At 35.2% G+C, this 23,638-nt stretch carries 17 protein-coding genes, 7 tRNA genes, 1 pseudogene and 1 riboswitch; of the genes and pseudogenes, 3 read left to right on the top strand and 22 right to left on the bottom strand.

Features of this window, described 5'->3' with window-relative positions; genetic code table 11:
* The first annotated feature begins 55 nt into the window (after positions 1–55).
* From BLS22_RS02240 to BLS22_RS02230, 3 genes are all read left to right on the top strand, one after another.
* Positions 56–649 (top strand): hypothetical protein, encoded by a 594-nt coding sequence (locus tag BLS22_RS02240; RefSeq protein ID WP_090549699.1) that lies wholly within the window; start codon positions 56–58, stop codon positions 647–649.
* 130 nt (positions 650–779) lie between these two features.
* Complete coding sequence (locus tag BLS22_RS02235; RefSeq protein ID WP_090549697.1) at positions 780–1,274, top strand: YajQ family cyclic di-GMP-binding protein; 495 nt, start codon at positions 780–782, stop codon at positions 1,272–1,274.
* 163 nt (positions 1,275–1,437) lie between these two features.
* Positions 1,438–1,620: riboswitch (Lysine riboswitch) on the top strand.
* A gap of 166 nt (positions 1,621–1,786) precedes the next feature.
* On the top strand, positions 1,787–3,385 hold the full coding sequence (locus tag BLS22_RS02230) for a Na+/H+ antiporter NhaC family protein (protein ID WP_090549694.1): 1,599 nt from the start codon (positions 1,787–1,789) through the stop codon (positions 3,383–3,385).
* Between the two features lie 311 nt (positions 3,386–3,696).
* On the opposite strand, the gene BLS22_RS02225 is transcribed toward BLS22_RS02230, so the two are convergent.
* The 22 genes and pseudogenes from BLS22_RS02225 to BLS22_RS02120 all read right to left on the bottom strand — a co-directional run bounded on the left by BLS22_RS02225 (position 3,697) and on the right by BLS22_RS02120 (position 23,609).
* A complete protein-coding gene (locus BLS22_RS02225; RefSeq protein ID WP_090549691.1) occupies positions 3,697–4,464 on the bottom strand; it encodes a response regulator transcription factor in 768 nt (255 codons plus the stop codon).
* On the bottom strand, positions 4,439–6,199 hold the full coding sequence (locus BLS22_RS02220; protein ID WP_090549689.1) for a cache domain-containing sensor histidine kinase: 1,761 nt from the start codon (positions 6,197–6,199) through the stop codon (positions 4,439–4,441). Before BLS22_RS02220 ends, BLS22_RS02225 begins: the two co-directional genes overlap by 26 nt.
* A 116-nt stretch (positions 6,200–6,315) precedes the next feature.
* Positions 6,316–8,097 (bottom strand): flavocytochrome c, encoded by a 1,782-nt coding sequence (locus tag BLS22_RS02215; protein ID WP_090549686.1) that lies wholly within the window; start codon positions 8,095–8,097, stop codon positions 6,316–6,318.
* A gap of 405 nt (positions 8,098–8,502) precedes the next feature.
* Positions 8,503–8,579 (bottom strand) — tRNA-Arg (locus tag BLS22_RS02210).
* 201 nt (positions 8,580–8,780) lie between these two features.
* Positions 8,781–9,458 carry a class D sortase gene (locus tag BLS22_RS02205; protein WP_090549682.1) on the bottom strand — a complete coding sequence of 226 codons (678 nt, stop codon included), beginning with the start codon at positions 9,456–9,458 and terminating at the stop codon, positions 8,781–8,783.
* A gap of 174 nt (positions 9,459–9,632) precedes the next feature.
* Entirely contained in the window at positions 9,633–11,192 is a 1,560-nt protein-coding gene (locus BLS22_RS02200; RefSeq protein WP_090549680.1) for an LPXTG cell wall anchor domain-containing protein, read from the bottom strand.
* 448 nt (positions 11,193–11,640) lie between these two features.
* A tRNA-Arg gene (locus tag BLS22_RS02195) sits at positions 11,641–11,717 on the bottom strand.
* A gap of 33 nt (positions 11,718–11,750) precedes the next feature.
* Positions 11,751–11,825, bottom strand: a tRNA-Gly gene (locus BLS22_RS02190).
* A 44-nt stretch (positions 11,826–11,869) separates the two neighbouring features.
* Positions 11,870–11,945: transfer RNA gene (locus tag BLS22_RS02185), tRNA-Gln, on the bottom strand.
* 12 nt (positions 11,946–11,957) lie between these two features.
* Positions 11,958–12,033 (bottom strand) — tRNA-His (locus BLS22_RS02180).
* 9 nt (positions 12,034–12,042) lie between these two features.
* Positions 12,043–12,119: transfer RNA gene (locus tag BLS22_RS02175), tRNA-Arg, on the bottom strand.
* A gap of 9 nt (positions 12,120–12,128) precedes the next feature.
* Positions 12,129–12,202, bottom strand: a tRNA-Gly gene (locus BLS22_RS02170).
* 327 nt (positions 12,203–12,529) lie between these two features.
* Positions 12,530–13,009, bottom strand: a complete 480-nt coding sequence (locus BLS22_RS02165) for a metallophosphoesterase (protein ID WP_090549677.1) — start codon at positions 13,007–13,009, stop codon at positions 12,530–12,532.
* Positions 13,002–14,382: pseudogene (gene rph, locus BLS22_RS15595) on the bottom strand (ribonuclease PH). Before rph ends, BLS22_RS02165 begins: the two are co-directional and overlap by 8 nt.
* A 198-nt stretch (positions 14,383–14,580) precedes the next feature.
* Complete coding sequence (locus BLS22_RS02150) at positions 14,581–15,591, bottom strand: GerMN domain-containing protein (RefSeq protein WP_090549669.1); 1,011 nt, start codon at positions 15,589–15,591, stop codon at positions 14,581–14,583.
* 207 nt (positions 15,592–15,798) lie between these two features.
* Positions 15,799–16,320, bottom strand: a complete 522-nt coding sequence (locus tag BLS22_RS02145) for a DUF2179 domain-containing protein (RefSeq protein ID WP_090549665.1) — start codon at positions 16,318–16,320, stop codon at positions 15,799–15,801.
* 133 nt (positions 16,321–16,453) lie between these two features.
* Positions 16,454–18,214 carry an N-acetylmuramoyl-L-alanine amidase gene (locus BLS22_RS02140; RefSeq protein ID WP_090549662.1) on the bottom strand — a complete coding sequence of 587 codons (1,761 nt, stop codon included), beginning with the start codon at positions 18,212–18,214 and terminating at the stop codon, positions 16,454–16,456.
* Positions 18,215–18,436: 222 nt separating this feature from the next.
* The gene (locus BLS22_RS14955; protein WP_176762012.1) at positions 18,437–18,574 is read right to left on the bottom strand and encodes a hypothetical protein; all 138 of its coding nucleotides are present in this window, start codon (positions 18,572–18,574) and stop codon (positions 18,437–18,439) included.
* A 196-nt stretch (positions 18,575–18,770) separates the two neighbouring features.
* On the bottom strand, positions 18,771–21,029 hold the full coding sequence (locus BLS22_RS02135; protein WP_090549660.1) for a xanthine dehydrogenase family protein molybdopterin-binding subunit: 2,259 nt from the start codon (positions 21,027–21,029) through the stop codon (positions 18,771–18,773).
* A gap of 12 nt (positions 21,030–21,041) precedes the next feature.
* A complete protein-coding gene (locus tag BLS22_RS02130; RefSeq protein WP_090549657.1) occupies positions 21,042–21,917 on the bottom strand; it encodes an FAD binding domain-containing protein in 876 nt (291 codons plus the stop codon).
* Between the two features lie 14 nt (positions 21,918–21,931).
* Positions 21,932–22,405 (bottom strand): (2Fe-2S)-binding protein, encoded by a 474-nt coding sequence (locus BLS22_RS02125; RefSeq protein ID WP_090549655.1) that lies wholly within the window; start codon positions 22,403–22,405, stop codon positions 21,932–21,934.
* A 220-nt stretch (positions 22,406–22,625) separates the two neighbouring features.
* The gene (locus tag BLS22_RS02120; RefSeq protein ID WP_090549652.1) at positions 22,626–23,609 is read right to left on the bottom strand and encodes an AIR synthase family protein; all 984 of its coding nucleotides are present in this window, start codon (positions 23,607–23,609) and stop codon (positions 22,626–22,628) included.
* Positions 23,610–23,638 lie beyond the last annotated feature (29 nt).

The following is a 23,638-nucleotide window of genomic DNA, read 5'->3' as shown; positions in this document are numbered from 1 at the left end:
AATTTGTACTATAATATTAGTAATAAGTCTAATATGCTTAGGGAAGGTGACTCATGTGAATAATCAACTTTACAAAATCAAAAGAATTGTAAATGATTTAGAAGCCAGTTCATATACAAATTCACAAATTAGTTTGCTACAGGAGTTAATAGTAACTGCAGAAGTCTACAAACAGCATTTGATTCATGTAACAAATCAACAAAACAACAAAAATAATGTAGACGTAATCAATCATGTCGATATGAAAATCGAAAAAATTTCTCAAGAAGTCTTTTTATATAAACCTATTACAGTAAAGAACTATTATGATGGGGATTATTTAGAAAGGTTTGCCTCCATAAGAACTTCAGATTTAAAATCCAGTGGTGTATTGGATATTCATAATAGGTTTTGGCAGGCCCATGAGGTTTTTAATGGTAATATTTTTGCATCCATACCCTTTGAGCTCATTAATGCTAGTCAATCCTCTAAGCTACAGCATTTCAACTGGGATAAGGTTCAGGTGGATGTTTATGAAATCACCAGTGAACTACAATCCAAAACCTCAAGAAGAGACATTATTAATGCTGTTGAAAAAATGTTTGATCACTACATATTGGTTAGAGAAGTATGTGGCAATATTTTAATGGTATTGCACTACAAATTATAGTTAGGTCACAATCCTATTGCTTAATTTTTTAGTAAAGTCCTTATTTAGGGTTGCTTTTTAACTTAATGTAATGTGGCTATACTAGAAATGTTTAAAATTTTAATAAAATATGCTATAAAGGAGGGATAAAATGGCTACAAAAGACAGTACTTTTGATATTGTTTCTCAAGTGGACATGCAGGAGGTAACAAATGCAGTAAATCAAACTGAAAAAGAAATTGCCCAAAGGTTTGACTTTAAAGGTAGTAATACTGTCATTGAAAAAAAGGAGGATGAAATTCTTATTGCTACCTCCGATGATTTTAAGCTTAGAAATGTCATCGACATTTTACAAACAAAGCTGGCTAAAAGAAATGTTCCCCTCAAGGGAATGGATTATCAAAAGGTAGAACATGCTTTAGGGGGAAGAGTGAAACAAGTCATCAAGGTTAAACAGGGAATTAACCAAGAGGAAGCTAAAAAGATTACTACTTTAATAAAAGGATTGAAATTAAAGGTGCAAGCATCTGTCCAGGGGGATGTGGTTCGGGTCTCCGGCAAAAACAGAGATGATCTGCAGGCCGTCATCCAAGCCTTAAAGGCTGCTGATTTGCCTATGAATCTTCAATTTGTAAATTATAGATAATAGCAGAACAGGTAGGTATAGCTATAGTTACTTTGTATATTGCTATTAACAACAATATATCAACACTAGAGTTTATACAACAAAAGCATTTGACAAATCCTTAGATATTTGTTATCTTATGTTGTATACTTAAAAATTAAATAGAAATCCTCATCTCTCAGAGGGATGGGGTAGAGGCGCGGTGTCTAAAAGTATACATACAGAGGTTGGAAGCCTATGAAGTATGTTGAAAGGAGCCATCGCCGAAGTCATAAGTACCAAAGCTTATGACTGGGTCTGCATTAAATAAATGCAGAACTGTCATTAGGATACATACCCACTATCCTAATGGAGTGCTATCTCATGCTAAGGGTTAACGGGAGGTGTAGGTGTATATTTTATTATGATAAAAAACACCTGACAAACCTTTATTTTGTTAGGTGTTTTTTTGTTTGCATAAATAAGCATAGAATTTACAGCAAAGGATAGCTATAAAAAAATCGGGTAATAAAACAACACAAGGAGGACTAACTATGGAACATGTTTATGGATGGCTATCTTTATTGCCACCAATTATTGCAGTAGGACTAGCTTTAGCAACAAAAGAAGTTTTTGGCTCATTAATCATTGGCATTTTTTCTGGATATTTTATCTATGTAAATTTTGCTTCAGCAGAGATTGCAGCAAACCTGGCTTCAACCAATCCTGTAATTGGACCAATCCTGGAAATGGTAAATTCCATTATTGAAAATGCAGGAGATTCTTGGAATATGGCTATTTTAATTTTTTTAGCTTTGTTGGGAGGATTAGTTGCTGTCATTACTGTAGCTGGAGGTTCAGCAGCCTATGGTGAATGGGCAACTAAAAAGGTTAAATCAAGAATTGGTGCTCAAATCGCTGTGTTTATATTGGGCTGTATTATTTTTATTGATGATTATTTCAATAGTTTAACAGTAGGTACAGTCATGCGTCCCTTAACAGATCGTTATAATATTTCACGGGCTAAGCTGGCCTATATATTAGATTCAACTGCGGCACCAGTGACAATATTAGTACCCTTATCTAGCTGGGTTGCTTACATCATCTCTATCATGGAGCCTACACTAAGGGGTGCAGGTTTTGAGATGAACGGACTAAATGGATTTATTGCAACAATTCCTTTTAACATTTATGCCTGGCTATCACTATTAATGGTAGTTCTTGTTGCTGCTCTTAATATAGAGTTTGGACCAATGGCTGATTTTGAGGCTAGAGCCATGGAGACAGGAGAAATCCAGGCAGATCAAGGTTCAACACCTCCTGTAGATGATTTCAGTAGCTTAGACATATCAAGTAAAGGGACACCTTGGGACTTAATTGTGCCTATTGCTGGTTTAATTACGTTTACATTGATAGCTATGATCTATACTGGTGGATATTTTAATGGAGAAGTGACTTTATGGCAGGCACTAGGTGATACTGATGCAGCCATCTCCCTTGTATATGGTGGGATTGGCGCCCTATTTCTATGTATGATCATGTTTGTACCACGGGGCTTGATGACTTATGGTAACTTTATGAATGCTTTTATTCAAGGGGTTAAATCAATGGTGCCAGCTTTTAGTATTCTAATTTTAGCATGGACCTTTGGTAGTGTGTTAAGAGATGATGGGCTACAGACGGGTACTTTTGTAGCAACTATAGTGGGTAATAATTTACCTATCGCTATATTGCCAGCCATCATTTTTATAGCAGCTGGTTTTATTGCTTTTTCAACGGGTACTTCTTGGGGGACCTTTGCTATTATGCTACCGATAGCCATATCAATTTCAGCTAATGTTAATCCTGAAATGGTGGGACTTATGATGTCTTCTGTATTAGCAGGGGCGGTATTCGGAGATCATTGCTCACCCATATCTGATACAACAATTCTTTCTTCAACAGGGGCAGGCTGTCATCACATCGACCACGTATCTACACAAATTCCCTACGCTGCTACTGTAGCTGGGGTATCCTTTATTGGCTTTATTGTGGCAGGCTTCACTAACAATGCCATTATTAGTTTAATCGTATCTATAGGATTATTACTGACTATCGTCCTGCTTCTATCTAAACATTATAAGAAAGAAAATGCCTTGGATAAAAGAGCTTAAATGATTACTAGCTATACCCCAAGATTATAATATAGAAAGTAAATAAAATTTCCACTCCTACAAGTTCTTGCTGAGACTACAGGGAGATAAACAGAAATACCCTAGGATTTATTATACTTTTTTATAATAAATCTTAGGGTTTTTTGTAAGCCGCTAAATCTTTTAAAAAACTATTTAAATATCTGAAAATAAGGTTTTTTATGGATTTCACAACAGAAATTTATAATAAAATTGCTTATCTCCAATTTTATTTTATATTATAGACTTCAAGAAATATTTTGTTGTTTTTTACCTTTGCATTTTTTGAAAAGTTAATCCTTAAAGTTTTTAGTCCTATATTCTAAAGGAGAGATCCCCTCACTATTTTTAAAGACTCGACTAAAATAATGCTGACTTTGATAGCCTATTTTTTTAGCAATTTCATAGATTTTGGCTCCTGTTAAATCTTCTTTTAATAGTTCCTTGGCCCTAGCAATTCTAATTTTAGTCAAAAGCTCCGTAAAGGAATAGCCCAGTTCTTCCTTCATAAGCTTGCTAAGGTAGCCCTTGTTAACATTATGAAGCTGTGCTACCTTTTGAAGTGAAATATCTGGCTTGTAGTAGTTGTTTTCAATGTATTCCTTCACTCGTAAAACAATAATAGAATAGTTTTTGTGGTTTTCATTATTATAATCACTTTTCTTAGTAATATCCTGGGGAAATTGTTGACAAAGATATTTATCAATATCTTTTAGGATTTTGAAAAAATCTGTTTTAGGTACAGGCTTTAAAAGATAATCAAAAACATGTAATTTAATAGCTTCATGGGCATATTCGAAGTAATCATAGCCTGTAACCATAATAATAAGGGTTTTAGAATTTTTACTTTTGATGAATTTTGCTAACTCCAGACCATTATCTCCCCCCATTCTAATATCCAGGAAAAATACATGGGGAAATTGTCTATCTATAATTTCTAAAGCTTTAAATGTATTTGGAGCCTCTCCTGCAAACTGAAAGGGATGGCCAAACTCTTCTATCCATCCTTTAAATCCTCTCCGTATTTTAGGTTCATCATCTACAATTGCAACTTTCCACATGTTGTGAACCTCCTTTTATTAAAGGGTACCTAATGGAAACCCTCGTCCACCCGTCCATCAGGTTAATAGTTAGTCCATAGCTATTACCACAAGTCAGTTTGATACGCTTATTTGTACTATATAATCCAAAGCCTATATTTTCTCCAGGTTCTTCATTAACTTCTAAGGCTTTTTGAATTTTTTTAAGCTTTTCTAAGGGAATACCTTTACCATTATCTTTGATTTCAATGAGTAAATCATCATCTTGTTTTTGAATTTCCAAATCAATAATATATTTCACCTGATTTTGTCTTTGAAAACCATGTAAAATAGAATTTTCAATTATCGGCTGTAGTATTAGTTTCAAGACTTCATTATGAATAATTGTTTCATCATATCTAATTTCATAATCCAGCATGTCCTCATAACGTGCTTTTTGTAATTGCAAATAACTTTCTACGTGATCTAATTCTTCTTCAACACTGATAAACTCTTTTCCAGAGCTTATACCAATCCGATAGAAGGTACTCAACGCTTCTAAAAGCTCTACTGCTTCTTGGGCATCATCTTCCATAGCAGCCCATCGTATGGTATCCAAAGTATTATATAGAAAATGAGGTTGAATTTGTGCTTGTAACACTTTAAGCTCTGCTTTTCTTTTTTGTTGTTGTTCTTTTTCTACTAGGGAAATTAATTTCTTCAATTGAAGAATCATTTTATTAAAGCCTAATCCCAACTGTCCTATTTCATCTTTCCCCTGATAATCAAAATAAATATCTAAGTTTCCATTTTCCCCTTGTTTCATTAGGTTTTGTAATTGTACTATAGGTTTTACTATAGATGATGCCAGCAATAAAGATATAATCATTAGTACAACTATAAGAACTCCACCAAAAATAAGAACTGTGAAGATCAATTTATCCGTATCTTTAGTCATTTCCTCTTCTGAAAAGGCTATACCTAGAGACCAACCATAAACATTGGGAATTGGAGTATGAAGCACTAATTTTTCTTGGTTTTGGGGAGTTTTAATTCTATGGACCCCCTCTTTACCCATAAGCATTTCTCTACCTACTTCTTCAAAGTTCACATACCCAACCTCAGAGGATTGTAGTACATTTATGGTTTCTTTAATGCCTTTCTCAGTACTGGTGAAAATATTGCCTGCACTATCGCATATCCAAGCTGTACCATCATACATCTCAATTTCCTCTGCTATTTGAGATAGCTTTTTTAAGTATATAGCACCATTTATATAGCCTACTACATTTCCTGCTAAATTTTTTATAGGATGAATAATAACAACAATAGGTTCATCATTAGAACGAGAAATTACAGGATCACTTACCACATAATCAAGCCTTTGAGATTTTATTTTTTCAAAATAGTGTCTATGGTTAATGTCAATGTAGGTATCATTTGTAACCCATGCTTGGCCCTCTAAATTTATAATAGCAAAGGATTCGAATTCTTCTTTATGGATCACATCCATACGTCTCATGAAGGGTTTAATTTCATCCATATCCATAGCCATAAGATGCTCGGTTTCTGTTAGAATTTGAAGTTCACAAATCCGCTGTTGTATCCAAGTCCCTATCTGTTCTGCTTTAGCAGTAACCACTTGCTGATTTAGATTTTCTGTTAGGGGTATATTGGTATTTGTTATTTGATTTTTCACAATTAAAACAAGGAGAAGAATAATAATGATAGAAAAAGATGTGAAATACAACAATATTTTACTCCGTAAGGCTTTCATAAAAGTCCTCCTGTATTTTATTTAACAAGTTCAATTTTAATATTGTATAAAGAATACGTCAAATAACAAAAAAAGTAATTCCCTTAATCATAATGATAAGGGGATTACTTTGTTGTTTATTTTGCAGCTGTTTGTCCAGCTATTCTTCCAAATACTATTAAATCAGAAATTGCGTTACCACCAAGTCGATTAGTACCATGAATTCCACCTGTTACTTCACCAGCAGCAAACAAACCTTCTATTGGATTTCCATCTTTGTCAATAACTCTAGCTTCACTATTGATTTTAATGCCCCCCATGGTATGATGAATTGCTGGAGCTACTTTTTGGATATAATAGGGTCCTTCTGTAAGGGCTACTAGCTTTCCTCTTCGATTGAAGTCTTTATCTTGTCCCTCTTGTACATATCCATTATAGGTTTTAATGGTTTCTAGCAGTTGTTTTTCATCGATATCAAAAAACGCTGCCGCCTCCTCTAAAGTATCGGCTTTGATGATTAAATTTTGTTTTTCCATATTGTCAAACTCTACTTGATATTTATCCATATGACTATTTTCTTTAATAGTTTTATCCCAAACAAGATATGCTATAGAATCAGTTTGAGCTAAAATTCCTTTAGAAATAACGTCTCTACGTTCCATTTCCTCTACAAAACGTTGACCTTCTTTATTCACTAAGACAGCTCCGTCAAATCGTGTATCTGCAACATAGGATAAATTTCCTGTCAAAGGATTACAGGTAGGATAGGTTTGAATATGTTCCATACCCATGAGATCAGCTCCAATTTCTTCAGCCATTAAAATCCCATCACCCATTGTTCCTTTTTGTATCGTTCCTTTATATCTCTCATCAATTTCAGAATTATACTTTTTAGTTAGCTCATAATTAGCACCAAAACCACCTGTTGCTATAATTACTGCTTTTTCTGCATGAAAAGTAACTGTTCTGCCTGTGACATCTGTTGCTTCAACACCAACAACTCTATCATTATCATCTGTTAAAATCTTTTCTGCCTTCATACTCAATTTAATTGGTATATCCTTGGCTTCAGCATGAGCACCAAGTTTTTGAATTAACTCTACTCCAGAACCACCTATAGGATAAATCGCTCTAGGAACACTGTGACCACCGAAGTGCATTAAATAATCTTCTATAAATTCTACATTTACAGAGTCTCTTAACCATTCTCCACCCTCAGTAATATTTTCAGCAAGGGTTCTAATTAACTCCTCATCACCCTCAAAATCACCGGCTTTTAAGGTATCTGTATAATACTGTTCGACACTATCTTCAATACCAAGCTTTTCTTGTACCCAAGTGTTTGGAGCGTTAAATTCACCACCAGATACCAAAGTATTTCCACCAACGAAGGGCATTTTTTCTAAAATAACAACATTAGCACCATGGGCTTTTGCTTCAATAGCAGCAATTAGTCCGGCTCCACCAGCACCAATCACTACAACATCATAGGTTTCCTCTGAAGAATCTGAAGCACTATCAAATTTTAATAATTTACCTTTTTTGAAAACATCTTCATTACCACCAGCCTTTGTTAACGCATCTTTAATGGCATTTTTTAGGGCCAAACTAGTAATAGTTGCCCCTGTAAAGGTATCAATATTTACACTGTTTTCACTGATGATAGCAGGAATTGCCTTTTCAAATACTGGATCAGTCAACACCTTAGTCTCATGATGTTGTAACACTTCAATTTCTGCAATTTTTCCATCTTTCACAGTAACTTCAACTTCAACTTCTGCATTATGTCCTTGGGCACTTCCTTGATAAATCCCGTCTTGATAAAGAGTCTCTTTGGCATCATTTCCACAACCAACGAGGGCAGTAGTAATTAAAATCAAGGCCAATAAAAGTGATAGTATTTTTTTTGTTTTTAGCATTGGTGTACCTCCTGTTAAAAGTTTATAAGATTTTGTTATTTTTTTCTCAATATCATTTTAAAGAATTTTTTTTATTTTGTATTTGCACAAATGCCATTTTTTTTGTACTTTAATAGAATTTTTTAAAAAAATTTCTTCCGTTATTGAAAAAATTACTAAATTGTAAGTAGACTAGTTAAATTCTACTTGCTTTTCTCAAGAAAATAATCTTTATCTCAGCATAATTTAGGAAGAAAAAATGCAAGTATGTATTACTTTCACTTTAGTTTCTAATGAATACTTAGTCATAATGAAATACACCCAAATATTAGACTTTTATCTAACATTTGGGTGCACTTCAGATGATAAACTGCAAAAGACAGGTCTTTCATTTTCATGAAAGACCTGTCTTATCAAAATCTTAACTGGCACGCCCTGAGGGATTCGAACCCCCGACCTTCAGATTCGAAGTCTGCAACTCTATCCAGCTGAGCTAAGGGCGCATAATATTATATATTATTATCTTGGGACTTATTTATTATACCGGAAACATGACATTATGTCAAGGGTTTGGATATATAAGGTTTTTCACAATATTTTTATGTCATCTAAGAAATACTACAAGGTTTAGTAAAGTATTTATAATCTATGTGTTTTCTTAAGGAATTTAATACAGTATATTTTGCCTTTAACCAGACAGGACTTTAATTTATTTTTCCATGAATAATCAGCCTATGGGTTGGGTTATATATGGGATCACAGGTTATCAAAGTCAACACCCTCTCTCGATTGTTTCTATTTAATACAGATAAATCTGTAGGTTCTACCAATTTTTTTTCATAGACTGTATATCGAAAACTCCCTTCGTTGGTATTGACAACAATCTCATCTCCCACTTCCAATTCATCCAATCGATTGAAAAGTCTTCCATAGCTACGACCTCTATGACCAGCAATGGCAGCATTACCAATTTCCCCAGGTAAGTCTGTTCCCGTTAAATGACCAGCCCCTCTGTTTAAGTTGGTATCGCTGGTTCCTGCCAAAACTGGCATTCGTAGATTAATTTTTTTAATTTCAATGCTTCCTATTAATTTTTGTTGGGACTTTGGTGTTTGTTTTATCGTAGTCTCCTCAGGAGTTTCCTGTTGTCTTTCTTCTGCTATAGCTTCTTCATCAACAATAGGATTTGTTGTTTGCTGAATAAATACTTCGTTAAGCTGTCGGTAGTGCTCCTCTAAATCATCTTCCTCTGCAACTATTTCAGTTGGTTCTATTTCATTTAATAATCTTTGTTGCCAATACCAGCTATAGAGATTATTGACAATAGGATAACTGGCAATTGATATGCCTGCAATAATAAAGATATAGCTGATTTTTTTCATACCCTCCACCTACATAATGAAAACATAGGGGAATTCATTATGCATTTTCCTTTCTAATTTATTTTTAATGTTTAATAATTTAATCTTCCTATAAATTCTTATCCTCAGCAATATTAGAAAGCCAGCCATAATGCTATGGCTAGCACCTAATGGATGTCTATTTTGTTGAGAATTCTAGCAAGCTCTTCTTAATTTAATTCCAATAATTGTTAGAAGTCCTCCTAATAAGTATAACCCTATTGGGTTTCCTTCTCCCGTTTTAGGTAACTGTGGTATACCTACTGGAACTTCTTCTTCTAAGATTATTTCTTCCTCCGGATCCTGTGGTTCTTCAGGTTCTTCTATTACTTCAATTACCGGTTCTTCCTCTTCATGTGGAATATCTTCTTCTATTTCAACTGTCGGTTCTTTTGGCTTAGGATCTGGATCACGGATGCTTCCATTTCCATTATCTCCATCGTTTTCATTATCACCACCATTTCCGTTTTCATTATCACCACCGTTTCCGTTTTCAGGTTTTGTTGGTGGTGTAGAGAAGGTATTGGTTATGGTAATGATGGTTTCAATATCCCCACGAATTTCAAAAACTTTTCCTTCGTTGGATTCTAATATTGTGCCTCTCATTGGTGTAGTGCCATTTTCCTCTAAATCTTTATACTCTACTGCATAGGATACACTTGAGAATCTTTCATGGGTTGGTTTTTCTTCGATAATGATATATGTTCCAATCTCTTGGGGTTGTGATAATATTATTTCCTGATCAGGGCTTATGGTGAATTCTGTTGCCTTCTCACCTTTTTCTCCAGTATCTTCGTCATATTTGTATATTTTTACTTTGTAATTTTCTGGTGGATTATCCGGTGAATTTACTACGACTTTTTTAACTTTTAAAATTAGTGTGTCGGGTGGCGGGGGTAGGGGATCTATTTTTTTGTTGATTACCGTTACAGTAACAGGTGCTTTTTGATGGGGCTCTACGTATACAGTGAGGGTCTCTGTGGAAGACTCAGCACCACAAGAAGAAGATATCCTTACTAGCTCATAGCCTAGCTCTTCTAGACCCTTTATTTTTTCTGTTATGGTATAATATCCTTCCTTTAAGTTTTCAATTGTCTTGCTTTCATTATCACCAAGGAAAATACTATGATTATACCCATCGGGTCCGGTTATATTTATTTCAAATTTGTCCATGGGCAATAGGGGATCACTGAATGCCTTCGGTTCCTCTTGTGATTCATTTCTTTCAACTACTTTTTTTACCACAAGTGTTCTGTTTTTTTCTCTAGGGCATCTGCACGCACTACTACTGATTGTTAGTACACCACTAGGAGTATAAATCCAGTGCCAATATGCCATTTCACAGTCAATGAGATTGTTCTTCTCTCCACCTTGTCCTGTCCATTCTTTTATTATCTCTCCATTAGGAAGTTTAACTACAGCAGATTGTACTAATCCACCAGATCGTTCTACATCAAAATGAAGTGCTCTAGATGGATGCTCTCTGATTACAGTAACAGTAGGGTCTCCTCTATCATATGTTACATGTAACGTTATATCCTGTTCCTCATCTGTGTCATCATTAGGGTCATGATAAACACTTTGGGTAACTGTTGAAGATACTGTTTTTAGGTTTCCTTCTGCAGCAACATTCATTTGACCACTGGGAACTATAAGTGAAAATATGAAAGTAAGTAAAACAAAGAAAACCAAATCTTTACTCCTAAATCTTCTCAAAATATCACCTCTTTCAAATAAATTGCTTTAAATCCTATTCCTTATCTCGATACCTATAAAAGTAAATGCTAATTCTAAATAGCCATTCTATGGATTTTAAGAGATTTTTATTAGAATGGGTATATTTAGCTTTTCCCCACCTCCCTAACTTTAATAATCCTTGAGATTATTCTGTAGAAAAACTAACAATAGACCTAACCCCTGAAACTACAATTCCTAACTATTTGCTAGTATCTCCATTATTTAAAATAAATATATTCCATTATATTTTTTAAAGTAATGAGTATAAAAGGTTAGGTAATTAGTTAATTTTATGCACTTTCAACAATAAAAAAGACCACCAAAATATATAAAAATATTTATGGTGGTCAAAGTAGGATAGTTATTTCAAAAAATTAAAAAAGGTATAGATATCTTTTCATATCTATACCTTTTAAGCTATATGTAATGGCGTACCCACAGGGATTCGAACCCCGGACACTCGCCTTAGAAGGGCGATGCTCTATCCAGCTGAGCTATGGGTACTTAGGTATGGAGTTTTTAATGTTTTATAAAAAATGGAGCGGAAGACGGGACTCGAACCCGCGACCCTCGCCTTGGCAAGGCGATGCTCTACCACTGAGCCACTTCCGCATATAATTAGGAATATTTATTAACTATCCCTCCAGTATTTAACTTGGCTGGGATAGCAGGACTCGAACCTGCGAATGACGGAGTCAAAGTCCGTTGCCTTACCGACTTGGCTATATCCCATCAGGTTTTTAATGGGGTGGATGATGGGATTCGAACCCACGAGTGCAGGAGCCACAATCCTGTGTCTTAACCACTTGACTACACCCACCAAAATAAATGGCGTACCCACAGGGATTCGAACCCCGGACACTCGCCTTAGAAGGGCGATGCTCTATCCAGCTGAGCTATGGGTACATAAATAAATGGAGCGGGTGAAGGGAATCGAACCCTCGCGGTCAGCTTGGAAGGCTGAAGTTCTACCACTGAACTACACCCGCATAAATATTTTCTATCACAATACAATATATTAACATGTTTTATATCACATGTCAATGTTTTTTGTTATCCTGTCTTTCGAGGACAAGTTATAGTATACATAACTTTCGTGGTTCAGTCAATAAAATTTATTGGTCTTTATTAAGGATTTCCTTACACTTTCAAAATTATACTTGATTTTTCACAGAATTTCTTTGTTTTTCCACACTTTTATATTTTTTATGTAAACTGTAAATAAAGAACTTAAATCTTTTTTCTATGTTTTGATTTCAAATGTTGGGGGAGAATCAATTCTCCCCCAACATCAGTCCTCCAACAATAACCTTACATTAGATTTCTACAAACTCTACAGTGATATCCTTGTTGACATCTAATATAGCAAACCCCTTGGATGACCCTCCCCTAGGTAGACTTATACTGCCAGGATTTAAAAGAATCATATCCTCCTCCAAGGAATAATGGGGTATATGACTATGTCCAAAAACAACCACATCAGCTTCCAATTCTTTACCTCTATAAAAAATATTGTTTAATCCATACTTTACAGCATATTGATGTCCATGGGTAACAAAGAATTTTTTGCCTCCTATCACTTCCAGTAGCTCATTCTTACCCTTTGATTGAAAATCACAGTTCCCCTTAACACCTATAATATTGACGGCATAATTTTCAGCAATATATTCTATATCAGCAAAGTTATCTCCTGTATGTATAATATAATCTACATCTCCTATATTTTTCATAAATACATCTATACACTCTGTATTTCCATGACTATCCCCCAAAACTGCTATCCTCAATCTATTCACTCCTTAGCCTTTCATCCAAAACCTTTTTCATCTTTTGTAAAGCTTGGGCTCGATGGCTAATCTTGTTCTTTTCCTCTGGACTTATTTCTGCTAAGCTTAATCCTTCATATTCTCTAGTCATAAACAAGGGGTCATATCCAAATCCCCCTTGCCCCTTTGGCTCAAATCCTATGATACCATCAAGCTCTCCCCTTACAGTAAAACTTTCTCCATCAGGCATAACGACAGCTATGACGCAAACAAATCCAGCCCTTCGCTCTTCTAAAGCAACACCCTCCAACAGCTTTAGAAGTTTCTCGTTATTGTCTCTATCTGTCGCCCCTTCTCCTGCAAACCTAGCGGAATAAACTCCTGGTTGACCAGCTAAGAATTCCACCTCTAAGCCAGAGTCATCGGCTATCGTCATAAATCCTGTTTTTTCCATCACAGTCCTAGCTTTAATCAAGGCATTGTCTTCAAAGGTGTTGCCGTCCTCAATGATTTCCAGCCCCTCTAAGCCTACATCCTTCATAGACTTTATCTCTAGATTAAAGTCCTTTAATATAGCTCCAATTTCCTCTAACTTATGTTGATTGCCAGTAGCAATAACAGCACTATTACTTTTCATTCTTATCCCCCACAGTATCTTTTATAATCATTCCCACCTTATCTGCTATATCCCCCAATACAGATTTTTGAAGTGCAATCAGTTCAGCATTTCCTTTTTCTCCTAACTTTAAAAGCTCCATTAAATCATTTTTAGAGAAGGGGGCTTCCTCTCCAGTACCTTGTACTTCTATGAATTCACCTTTATCCGTCATAACAATATTCATATCTACCTTTGCCTTTGAATCCTCTTTATAGCATAGATCTAGAAGATGCTTCTCCTCTACAACACCTACGCTTATGGCTGATACAAAGTTTTTTATAGGAAGCTTGGAAAGTGTACCACTTTCCACCAGTGTATTGGCAGCCTCTACTAATGCAACAAAGGCCCCTGTAATAGAAGCTGTTCTTGTCCCACCGTCGGCCTGAATAACATCACAATCTATCCATATAGTTCTTTCTCCTATACTGTCTAAGTCTACTACAGACCTAAGAGCTCTGCCGATTAATCTTTGAATTTCCTGGGTTCTACCATCAATTTTCCCTCTGGAGGATTCCCTTATTTTCCTGGTTTCTGTTGAACTAGGCAACATAGAATATTCAGCCGTAATCCAACCTTTTCCTGTATTTTTTAAAAAGGGTGGAACCCTGTCCTCAATCATAGCAGTACATATAACCTTTGTTTCCCCCATTTCTACCAATACAGAACCTTGGGCTTGTTTTGTAAAATTTCTGGTGAATTTCACTGGACGTAATTGATCATAGCTTCTTCCATCTATCCTATTCAAAATAAATCTTCCTCTCTATATGTAATAAATATTTTTTTTATTATAGGTTTCTTTCTACGTTGTATTGTATCATACTTTTCTTTTCCTATGAAAGTTTCCCCAAAACTTTTATTTTTTATCTATAGAAAAACCTGAACTAGAGTCTAGTCAGGTTGGTTTAAATAAAATGACCAGGCTAAAAAGCCCGGTCTTAGTCCTTTAAAATTCATTTGAAAAGCTTGGTAGGTTAAGACTGACATTGCTGTTTAGCTGTATTTCTGTACCATTGGATAAAATTCTTACTTGAGCTATAGTAGGCTCTACTTCCCTTAGGGTTAAGCCCAGCTCATATACTAAGGACTGCTGATGCTGTGGGCTCTCTGGCATCCTTTTTATTTCTTGAGAAAGGTCTATATAGGCTACTCCATCCCTCACATATACGTCATTAACGGTGGTACCATAGGGTATTTCACTATATAGACCGCTATTTTCTGGGACTCCCTCCAACAAGGCTGCCACAACTGATTTGATATCCGCCTTCAATCCAGATACTCCCTTGGTGACTGGAACAAAAAAGGTTTCTTCTCCATTGGTGGTTCCTTTATAATAGACAACTACTGGGATATTTTCCTCAGACAGTTCATGGGTTAGATTAATATTTTGTCTTCGTAAAGGTTTCTCTATATTTGTTCCATAGGTAAGTTTTTTCATAATATTACCCTCTACGATAATTTGTACCTTATCAATAGCCTCAAATTCTGTTAAGGTGTACACAATAGATTGAACAATGGCTTTTTCTTCTAGTTCGCTGTTGTAGGATAAAATATTTTTATTGAAATCCACCCTACATAACCCATCATCTATTGACATGCCTATAATTTCTGTACTAGCTGGCAATACAGGTAATAATCCAATCATAGATAAATCTTCCCTAACAATAGGTCTATCCACCAATTGATTTATTGCTGCTTTAGCAATTCCTTCCTCCCACGGTATTCTTCTCATAACAGGGATAACAAGCCCCTTTTCATCTCTATAATAAAGTACTGTTTTTCTCAATCCCACATTTTCCTCATCGACAAAACCTTCAGTGTCGATAAGATAGCTTACATGAGACGTATCAGAGGTTTCTCTTTCTCCTACTAGTCTGGTAAGTGGATTTTGGCACCCTGATAACACAAGAACCCCACAAAGTATCATGACAATAGCCAGCAATCGATAACCTTTCATGTCTTTTCGTCCCCCTCAACAATTTAATACCTTTTCTTTTATCTTCGGTGTATTGCTAAGACTTCCACTTTCACGTTGTATAAGTGGACGTCAAGCACTACATCCTCGAAGTAAATTCGGCTACAATTCAGAGGGAATAAAAACCCCCTCCGAATTAAGTCTCATTTTATATCATTATATTATAGATGGGACGATACTATGCTTTATTTATCTTCTTTTCAGTTGTGTAAAATACCCTCCACGGATTGACCTGGCATCTGTTACTGTAACAAAGGCTTTTTTATCATAATTATCTATTATTCTATAGACCTTTGATAGGTTTTTTCTTTGAATGGTTATACTCAAAAGATGCTGCATACCTTCTCTGCCATAACCCTCCACCACTGTGACCCCAAAGCCCTGCTCTCTAAAGATCTCCACCAGTGGCATTGCATTGCCATGGGTAATTACTTGAACAATGATGGTTCCCAAAGCCATTTTTTCTTCTACATAAATTCCTAAATAATTCCCAGACGCAAATCCCAAGGCGTAGGCAAGAACATTAAAGGGATTATCCAATTCTGCTAATACCTTGCCTATGGCGAGGATATAAATGATAATTTCTACAAATCCTATAAAGGCCGCTTGCACCCTCCGGCCCTTTACAACCATAATCATTCTTATGGTTGCCAGTGTTACGTCTGCTACCTTAGCAAAGAAAATGAATAAATATCCTACAAGAAACTCCATATTAATCCTCCTAATTTTTTTCTTTCATCTTTACTTTATTATAATAAAGGTTATATTTCAACCTTATTTTTCCTATTAAAAGGGGACAAAGAATATTTCTCCGTCCCCTTAGTGTTTGTACTTTTGTCATTTTCTATTTTACTGTTTGAAAATACTTTACAATACCTTGAAACAAAGCCTCTGCCACCACCTGCTTATACTCTTCTGTAGCTAGCCAAGCAGCATCATTGGGATTGCTTAAAAAGCCTATTTCACTTAACACTGCTGGCATTTTTGTTTCCCTTAGCACAACAAGATTTGTTGCTTTTTTTAGACCTCTATCCCGCATACCATAGGACTTGGTCATCTCTATCATTGTATCGTGAATGATTTTACCAGCCTGTTTACTGTCCCTATCCATTCCCGTCCCATCTGTACCGGCATGATAGTAATGTTCTATACCGCTGGGTACTTCAGTAGTAAATGAATTGGCATGGATACTTATAAAGAAATCACCATTTAACTGATTGGCTATAGCCGCCCTATCTTCTCGGACCACAGAAACATCTGTTTCTCTGGTCATATATGTCCTGAAACCAGCTTCTAATAATAGGTTGTTGAGATAGTGGGCTACATCCAATACAAGGTCCTTTTCCCTTATGCGGTTAATAGGAGATGTTGCCCCTGGATCTGAGCCACCATGACCCGGATCAATAACAATCAGTGGTATGCCAGGTTTTTGGGTAACTGTAAACTCAATGATATACTCCTTTGTATTTCCTGGAGAAACAACCTTATAATCTACATTATCCTGCAGTAGAATTTCAATATGATAGTTTTCTTTGTTTAGATGTTCTGTAATAAATATATTTCCCACAAAACCATCATTGATTTCCATTGTCTTTACTGATAAATCTATAGCTGTCTTAGGTACGGTAACCTGTAGTATTTTCCCATAATCCCTTACACTAAAACCAAACTGTACTTGGGTAGTGCTGTTGAGCTTCAGTTGGGAGGTAAGGTTGTTTATTTTTTCATAGTGGAAAGCTTCTGTAATTTTATTGTCTTCATCACCTTCCAATTGAATAACCATTTCATCAGTTTGGCTATCATAGAATACTTGGTGGTTTCTCATTGCATCAAGTTCTATCGTAACCCTTGTTATAAAGGGATCTATATTAAACTGTGATGCCCGAATACTCCCTATACCTCTACTGTTTACATCCAACCGTAGGGTTCCGTTGGATAAAAGCTTATTTTTATCTACTATATCAAACTTTGCTTCCTGAAAATCAAAAACCAATCTATGGGGTTCAGATAAGGCAAACTGATTGTAACTTAATTCTTCACCAGTTTTTACTCGAATTTCAGGAAGTCCATTATTTATGACAAAATTAACATCCTTTACAGCTTTACTTGGTAGAGGCTGTGGCTTTTTTTCTACCGATACTGTTCTAGTTGTCCTATCCCAGATGGCCTCCAGGCCTAGTTCTTCACTGAGAAATGCGATAGGCATCATGGTTCTCCCATTGCCTTGATATGTAATGAGTTTAGGTGGGACATTACTAGGCAATACCTTCTTCTCTCCATTAACAGTAGCTATAGGACTGTCGATGGTTAATATGATTTCTTTATTCTTTGTCTTAATAACAACTTCTCTCGTTTCTCTTTTCCATTCCGGTGTTATCCCTAACTCCAAAGCAACAAATGTAATAGGAACTAAGGTTCTATCTTGATGGATAACAGCTGGTACATCAGTGGTTACGGCTTTGCCCTCCATCATCAAATTGACCCTTTGAAAGTCTATATGTCTACCATCCATCAGCATCCTGACAGTATTGCTATTGGTGTTGGCATAGACACAGGAAGTAAATAATACAATAAATACCAATAGAAGTGAAATAAGTTTTTTCATAATGCTTGTCCCCCATTTAAATTGAGATTAAGGCTTTAATCCTTCATCTTAATATTATTCTATATTTAGTTATATCACTTCCCAAAAGATTATGTCAACGCTTGTAACTATTTGTCATTAAATTGTAAGATAGATACCTATTTGTAATATTAAATAAGCTAAAATACCTAATCAGATAACTTTGTAAAGTTCATGGATTTCAGGTACTTCTAATATTTATATTTAATTTACCTTTATGATACTTTTTTCATTTTCTGTGATTTTTCCTATTTCTGTAGCTTTAATTCCTACAGTCTCTAAAATCTCCATTAGACTATTTTTCTTTTCCTGAGGGACAGCCCAACTTAAGTTTTGTAGCAAAAGTCAAAAACACCCCGCAACACACTGAAATTAATGGGTTTTCGGGGTTTTTTATATAAAGTGAAATAAGAGTTGGTCGAATATATAAGTGCTTACTATTTTATGTTGTTGTCTTTAATGGCACTATATATATTCGACACATTATGATGGTCTTCTTTTAGAGGACGTTAAATAAGTACAGTCCATAGTTATAAATTTACATCTTATTTTTTAATGCATTAACTATTCTTTCAGGTGTAGCAGGTAATGTAGTTATATTTATATCTAAAGCATTATTTATAGCATTTATAATAGCTGGTGCAGTAGGAACCGCACATGCTTCACCAATACTCTTTGCCCCAAAAGGACCAAGTTCTTCTCCGTCTTCCACTAAAAGAACTTTTACCTCTGGCATATCAGGAGCGTTTACCACATGATATCTACTGAATCTATTTGTTGGTATTCTTCCCTTATCGTCAAAAACAAATTCTTCACATAGAGCTAATCCAATTCCCATTTGAACTGCTCCTTGTACCTGTCCCTCAACAAAGCCCTTATTTATTGCCTTTCCTATATCATGCACTGCTAAAAAATCAATTATTTTTGCCATGCCTGTTACCTTATCTACTTCTACTTCTACAAAATTAACTCCATAGCTTGTTGGATTACCTGGAGATTTATATGTCAATGTGTCGCCAACTTCATCACTAAACCTCTTTTGAATAAGAGTAACCATTTGCCCATAAGTCATCTTCTCTTCAGGCAACATCTTATTATATATCATTCCATCATCTAAAGTTATTTCCTCTTTACTACATTTTAAAATTTCTGATGAATATTCAATCAACTTTTCACGAACCATTTCAGAAAGCTCTTTTGCACATCCCCCACACACAAAGGTTACACGACTAGCTTGGGTTCCTGCTGTATCATAAGGACTTAAAAGTGTATCTGCCTCTGGAACAAAAACCTTATTTATATCCATTTTTAAAACCTCAGCTACAATCTGCATCATAGTAGTATTTGTTCCACAACCTTGATCATGTATTGCTCCTTTTAAAACAGCAGTTCCATCTTCATTTATTCTAAGGGACATTGTTATAAAATCTGGATATGCTCCATAATATCCATTACCATGGGCAGCACAAGCCATTCCTACTCCCCTTACAAATCTACCTTCATCTTTTGTTCTAGAGTATTTTTCTTTCCATTTAAACGCCTCTGCACCTTTTATAACGCAATCTATTACTCTAGCGTTTCCAAGTTCAGGTCCTCCTGTTGGATCCTTATCATATGGATGAACAAGATTTTTCAATCTTAATTCCAAAGGATCCATATTCAATGCTCTTGCTACATTATCAATATTTATTTCTGTTAAGGCATGAATTTGTGGAGAGCCATACCCCCTTGCCGCACCTCCTATTGGAGTATTTGTATATACAACATCTGTAGAATATTTTTGATCCTTTATCCTATATAACTTAAAAGCCTTTTTCCCCATAGCCATTGCTACTGCATCCCCGTTTGTTACATAGGCTCCTGCGTCAACCAACATGTGTATATCTCTTCCAAGTATGCTTCCCTCTTTATCTACAGCAGTTTTTACCCATCCTATTGTTTTAGTTCTTGTTCTAGTAGATAATATAGCTTCTGTTCTATCTAATATAAGTTTAACTGGTCTTTTAGTGGCTAAGCTTAAAAAAGCACAAATTGGTTCTAATATTGGCTGACCTTTACCTCCAAAAGAACCGCCCATTGTAGTTTTTACTACTCTTACTTTATTCAAAGGTAAATTAAATATTTCTGATATAATAAGTCTTACCTGAAAAACTACTTGGCAGGGAGTATATACAGTTAAATTCCCATAACTATCTATGTCCACTACACACCCATGGGTTTCCATTGCTCCATGATGTATTTTAGGGGTTTCTACTTTATCTTCTACAACAATCTCAGCTCCCCGTATTTTCTCCTCTGGATTTCCGCACTTTATTTCCTTAGAGTATAATAAATTATCTCTATGATGAATTTTATAACTATCCTCTTTTATAGCTTCTTCTGGATCTAACACTAGTGGAAGCTCTTCATACTGAACCTTTATTAGTTTAATTGCTTCTTCTGCAATCTCTTTTTTTTCTGCAACCACTGCTCCTATTCTATCTCCATAAAATCTTACTACATCGGTGAATAAACGTTCATCTTTTATTACTTCTAATCCTTCAATCCACTTATGAGAATTGTACAATGTATCCGATGAATTTTTATAGGTATACACTGCCTTAACTCCTGGAAGTTTTTCTGCTTCTGAGGTATCAATATTTATAATTCTTCCATGGGCTATATCACTTAATAATAATTTTGCATGAAGCATTTTAGGAAATATCATATCCCCCACATATTTAATCTTACCAGTAACCTTTTCTTCTATATCATGTATAGGTATATACTTACCAACATACTTTAATTTTTCACTCAATTATTATCCCTCCTATAAAACATCCTTAAAAATTCTATCATATACACTCATTCCAAGTCCTTTAACTGCATCTATTTTACATTCAAATATTTTAACCCCCTTAATAGACTCTTTTACATGTTGCTGTAATATTTCACCAAATTCTTCACCAAGTTTGTTTGATGGGGTTTTATTTACTAAAAACTTCTCAGCTTCTATTGCATGATACATTACTGGTGCAGCGGCACCTAATACAACTTTTGCGTCTTTTATAAGGTTTTTTTCTTTGTCATATTTCACTATCATAGAAACGCTGATGTTTGCAATAATCACCGTAGTCCTGCTGGATATTCCATATTTGCCAAATGCACTTCTATATTCCTCTGATAGATGAGGTATTAAAATTTCTATTATTGCTTCATCTTTTTCCAAAGTGTTTTTCCCAATACCCACTACAATTTCAGGTATAGTTTTTAAAGTATATTCTCCTTTACTATTGAGAATTTTAACTTTAGCCTCCATACATTCAAGGGCCGGTATAGAGTCTCCTCCTGGAGATGCATTAGCAATATTTCCAGCCATTCTAGCTATATTTCTTATTTGAGTTGATCCCACTTGAGATGCCACTTCATATATTGCATTTGCATGTTTTCTTATTATTTCATTATCAGAAATTTTTGAAAAAGTTGCATTAGCACCTATTTTAATATAGCCTTCTTCAACCTTTATATAATTTAATTCCTCAATTTTTGACATGTCTATAAGTTTTGCCTTACTTATATTTTGATTTCTCAATTTAATAACTAAATCTGTACCTCCACTTAAAAGAAATGTATTTTCATCCACTTCCTTTAGACAATAAATTAACTCTTCAATATTAAATGGAGTCTTAAATTCTATATTCCCCATAACAACGCCTCCTTTTATCTACAATTGCAATTATGATGATTATCTTTATCCCCTACAGCTCTTACGATTTTTGTATAGCCTGTACATCTACACAAGTTACCTGATATGGCAATTTTAATTTCTTCTTCCGTTGGATTAGGATTCTTCATAAGAAGTGCTTTTGAAGACATAAGCATACCTGGTGTGCAATATCCACATTGAACAGCCCCATTCTTGATGAATGATTTCTGTAAAATGTCTAATTCTTCATCCTTTGCTAAACCTTCAATAGTTATTATTTCAGAATTTTTTGCTTGGTAAGCAAAAACAAGACATGAGTTAACTGCAACACCATTCATAATTATAGTGCAGGCACCGCATTCCCCTTCTCCACACCCTTCTTTAGTTCCTGTTAAACCTAAATCTTCCCTTAAAAGATCAATTAATCTTTTACTAGGATCTATATCCAAAACATATTTTTCACTATTAATTGTAATCTCCATGTCCATAAATCATCTCTCCTTTTTATGCTTTTTTATACCTTTTTTTTAATTATAACTAGGTATAGTCCAAAAAAAGACTAAAATATAAATGCACTACAAAAAAACCAAAAAATCAACACCCCGAAACCTCACTAATTTCAGTGTGTTACGGGGTGTTTTTTTGATGTTTTGCTACAAAATTAAGATAGATACCTATTTGTAATATTAAATAAGCTAAAATACCTAATCAGATAACTTTGTAAAGTTCATCGGTTTCAGGTGCTTCTAAAATTTGTATTGAATTTCCTTTTACTATAATTTTTTCATTTTCTGTGATTTTCCCTATTTCTGTAGCTTTAATTCCTACAGTCTCTAAAATCTCCATCAGACTATTTTTCTTTTCCTGAGGGACAGCCATAACCATAACACCGCTGGATATTAACCTCAGGGGATTAATGGATAATGCTTTACAGATTTCTAAGGTTTCTGGCCTTATGGGGATTTTGTCCTCGTAAACCTCTATACCTAAATTAGAAGCCTCCGCTAACTCCCATAGGGCTCCCAGTATTCCCCCCTCAGTAACATCATGCATACCGTGGACCCCTATCTTTCCTGCTAATACACCTTCCTTTACAACACTAATTTCCTCTCCAAAGGCTTTAGCCGACTTTATAGTCTCTTCTGTTACTTTATCCTTTAACACCTTTTCTAGATCGTGGGCAATAATAGCAGCTCCCTCTAGCCCCCCATGCTTCGTCATAATGACAGCATCTCCTACTTTAGCTCCCTTAGATGTCACCATATCTTTTTTTCTTTGTCTTCCGATGGCTGTAGTGCTAATCACCATACGGTTGACAGCATCAGTAATTTCGGAATGCCCTCCAATAATCTCTACATTAATGGAGGCAGCTGCCTTATTTGCCTCCTTCATGACATAGTCAAGGTCCTCCTTGGTGGTACCTACAGGGGCCAATATCGTCATCATTACTCCTATAGGTTCTACACCATTGGAGGCAACATCATTGCAGGAAATATGTATACTTAAGCTACCTATATCTTTAACAGCACCTGTGATGGGGTCCGTACTCATCACACATACATTTTCTTCAAAATCTACGACAGCACAATCCTCTCCTATGCCAGGCCGCACCAATACCTCTGGTCTTTTATGCTTAATATTTTTAAATACAACCTCTCTTAATACTTCTGTAGGTACCTTTCCAATCTTCATGTAAGTCCCTCCTTTAGATATACTGCTAA

It is taken from the genome of Natronincola ferrireducens (genome assembly GCF_900100845.1).
Classification (GTDB): domain Bacteria; phylum Bacillota; class Clostridia; order Peptostreptococcales; family Natronincolaceae; genus Natronincola_B; species Natronincola_B ferrireducens.
This window is presented reverse-complemented; position numbering and strand designations above follow the sequence as displayed.

Bases quoted from the DNA above. Each gene is read 5' to 3' on its own strand.
- BLS22_RS02125 (WP_090549655.1), bottom strand. From the start codon at position 22,405: ATGGACATGGAGATTACAATTAATAGTGAAAAATATGTTTTGGATATA.
- BLS22_RS02220 (WP_090549689.1), bottom strand. From the start codon at position 6,199: ATGAAAGCCTTACGGAGTAAAATATTGTTGTATTTCACATCTTTTTCT.
- BLS22_RS02230 (WP_090549694.1), top strand. From the start codon at position 1,787: ATGGAACATGTTTATGGATGGCTATCTTTATTGCCACCAATTATTGCA.
- BLS22_RS02120 (WP_090549652.1), bottom strand. From the start codon at position 23,609: ATGAAGATTGGAAAGGTACCTACAGAAGTATTAAGAGAGGTTGTATTT.
- BLS22_RS02225 (WP_090549691.1), bottom strand. From the start codon at position 4,464: ATGTGGAAAGTTGCAATTGTAGATGATGAACCTAAAATACGGAGAGGA.
- BLS22_RS02235 (WP_090549697.1), top strand. From the start codon at position 780: ATGGCTACAAAAGACAGTACTTTTGATATTGTTTCTCAAGTGGACATG.
- BLS22_RS02215 (WP_090549686.1), bottom strand. From the start codon at position 8,097: ATGCTAAAAACAAAAAAAATACTATCACTTTTATTGGCCTTGATTTTA.
- BLS22_RS02140 (WP_090549662.1), bottom strand. From the start codon at position 18,214: ATGAAAAAACTTATTTCACTTCTATTGGTATTTATTGTATTATTTACT.
- BLS22_RS02145 (WP_090549665.1), bottom strand. From the start codon at position 16,320: ATGGAGTTTCTTGTAGGATATTTATTCATTTTCTTTGCTAAGGTAGCA.
- BLS22_RS02205 (WP_090549682.1), bottom strand. From the start codon at position 9,458: ATGAAAAAAATCAGCTATATCTTTATTATTGCAGGCATATCAATTGCC.
- BLS22_RS02130 (WP_090549657.1), bottom strand. From the start codon at position 21,917: ATGGGGAATATAGAATTTAAGACTCCATTTAATATTGAAGAGTTAATT.
- BLS22_RS02150 (WP_090549669.1), bottom strand. From the start codon at position 15,591: ATGAAAGGTTATCGATTGCTGGCTATTGTCATGATACTTTGTGGGGTT.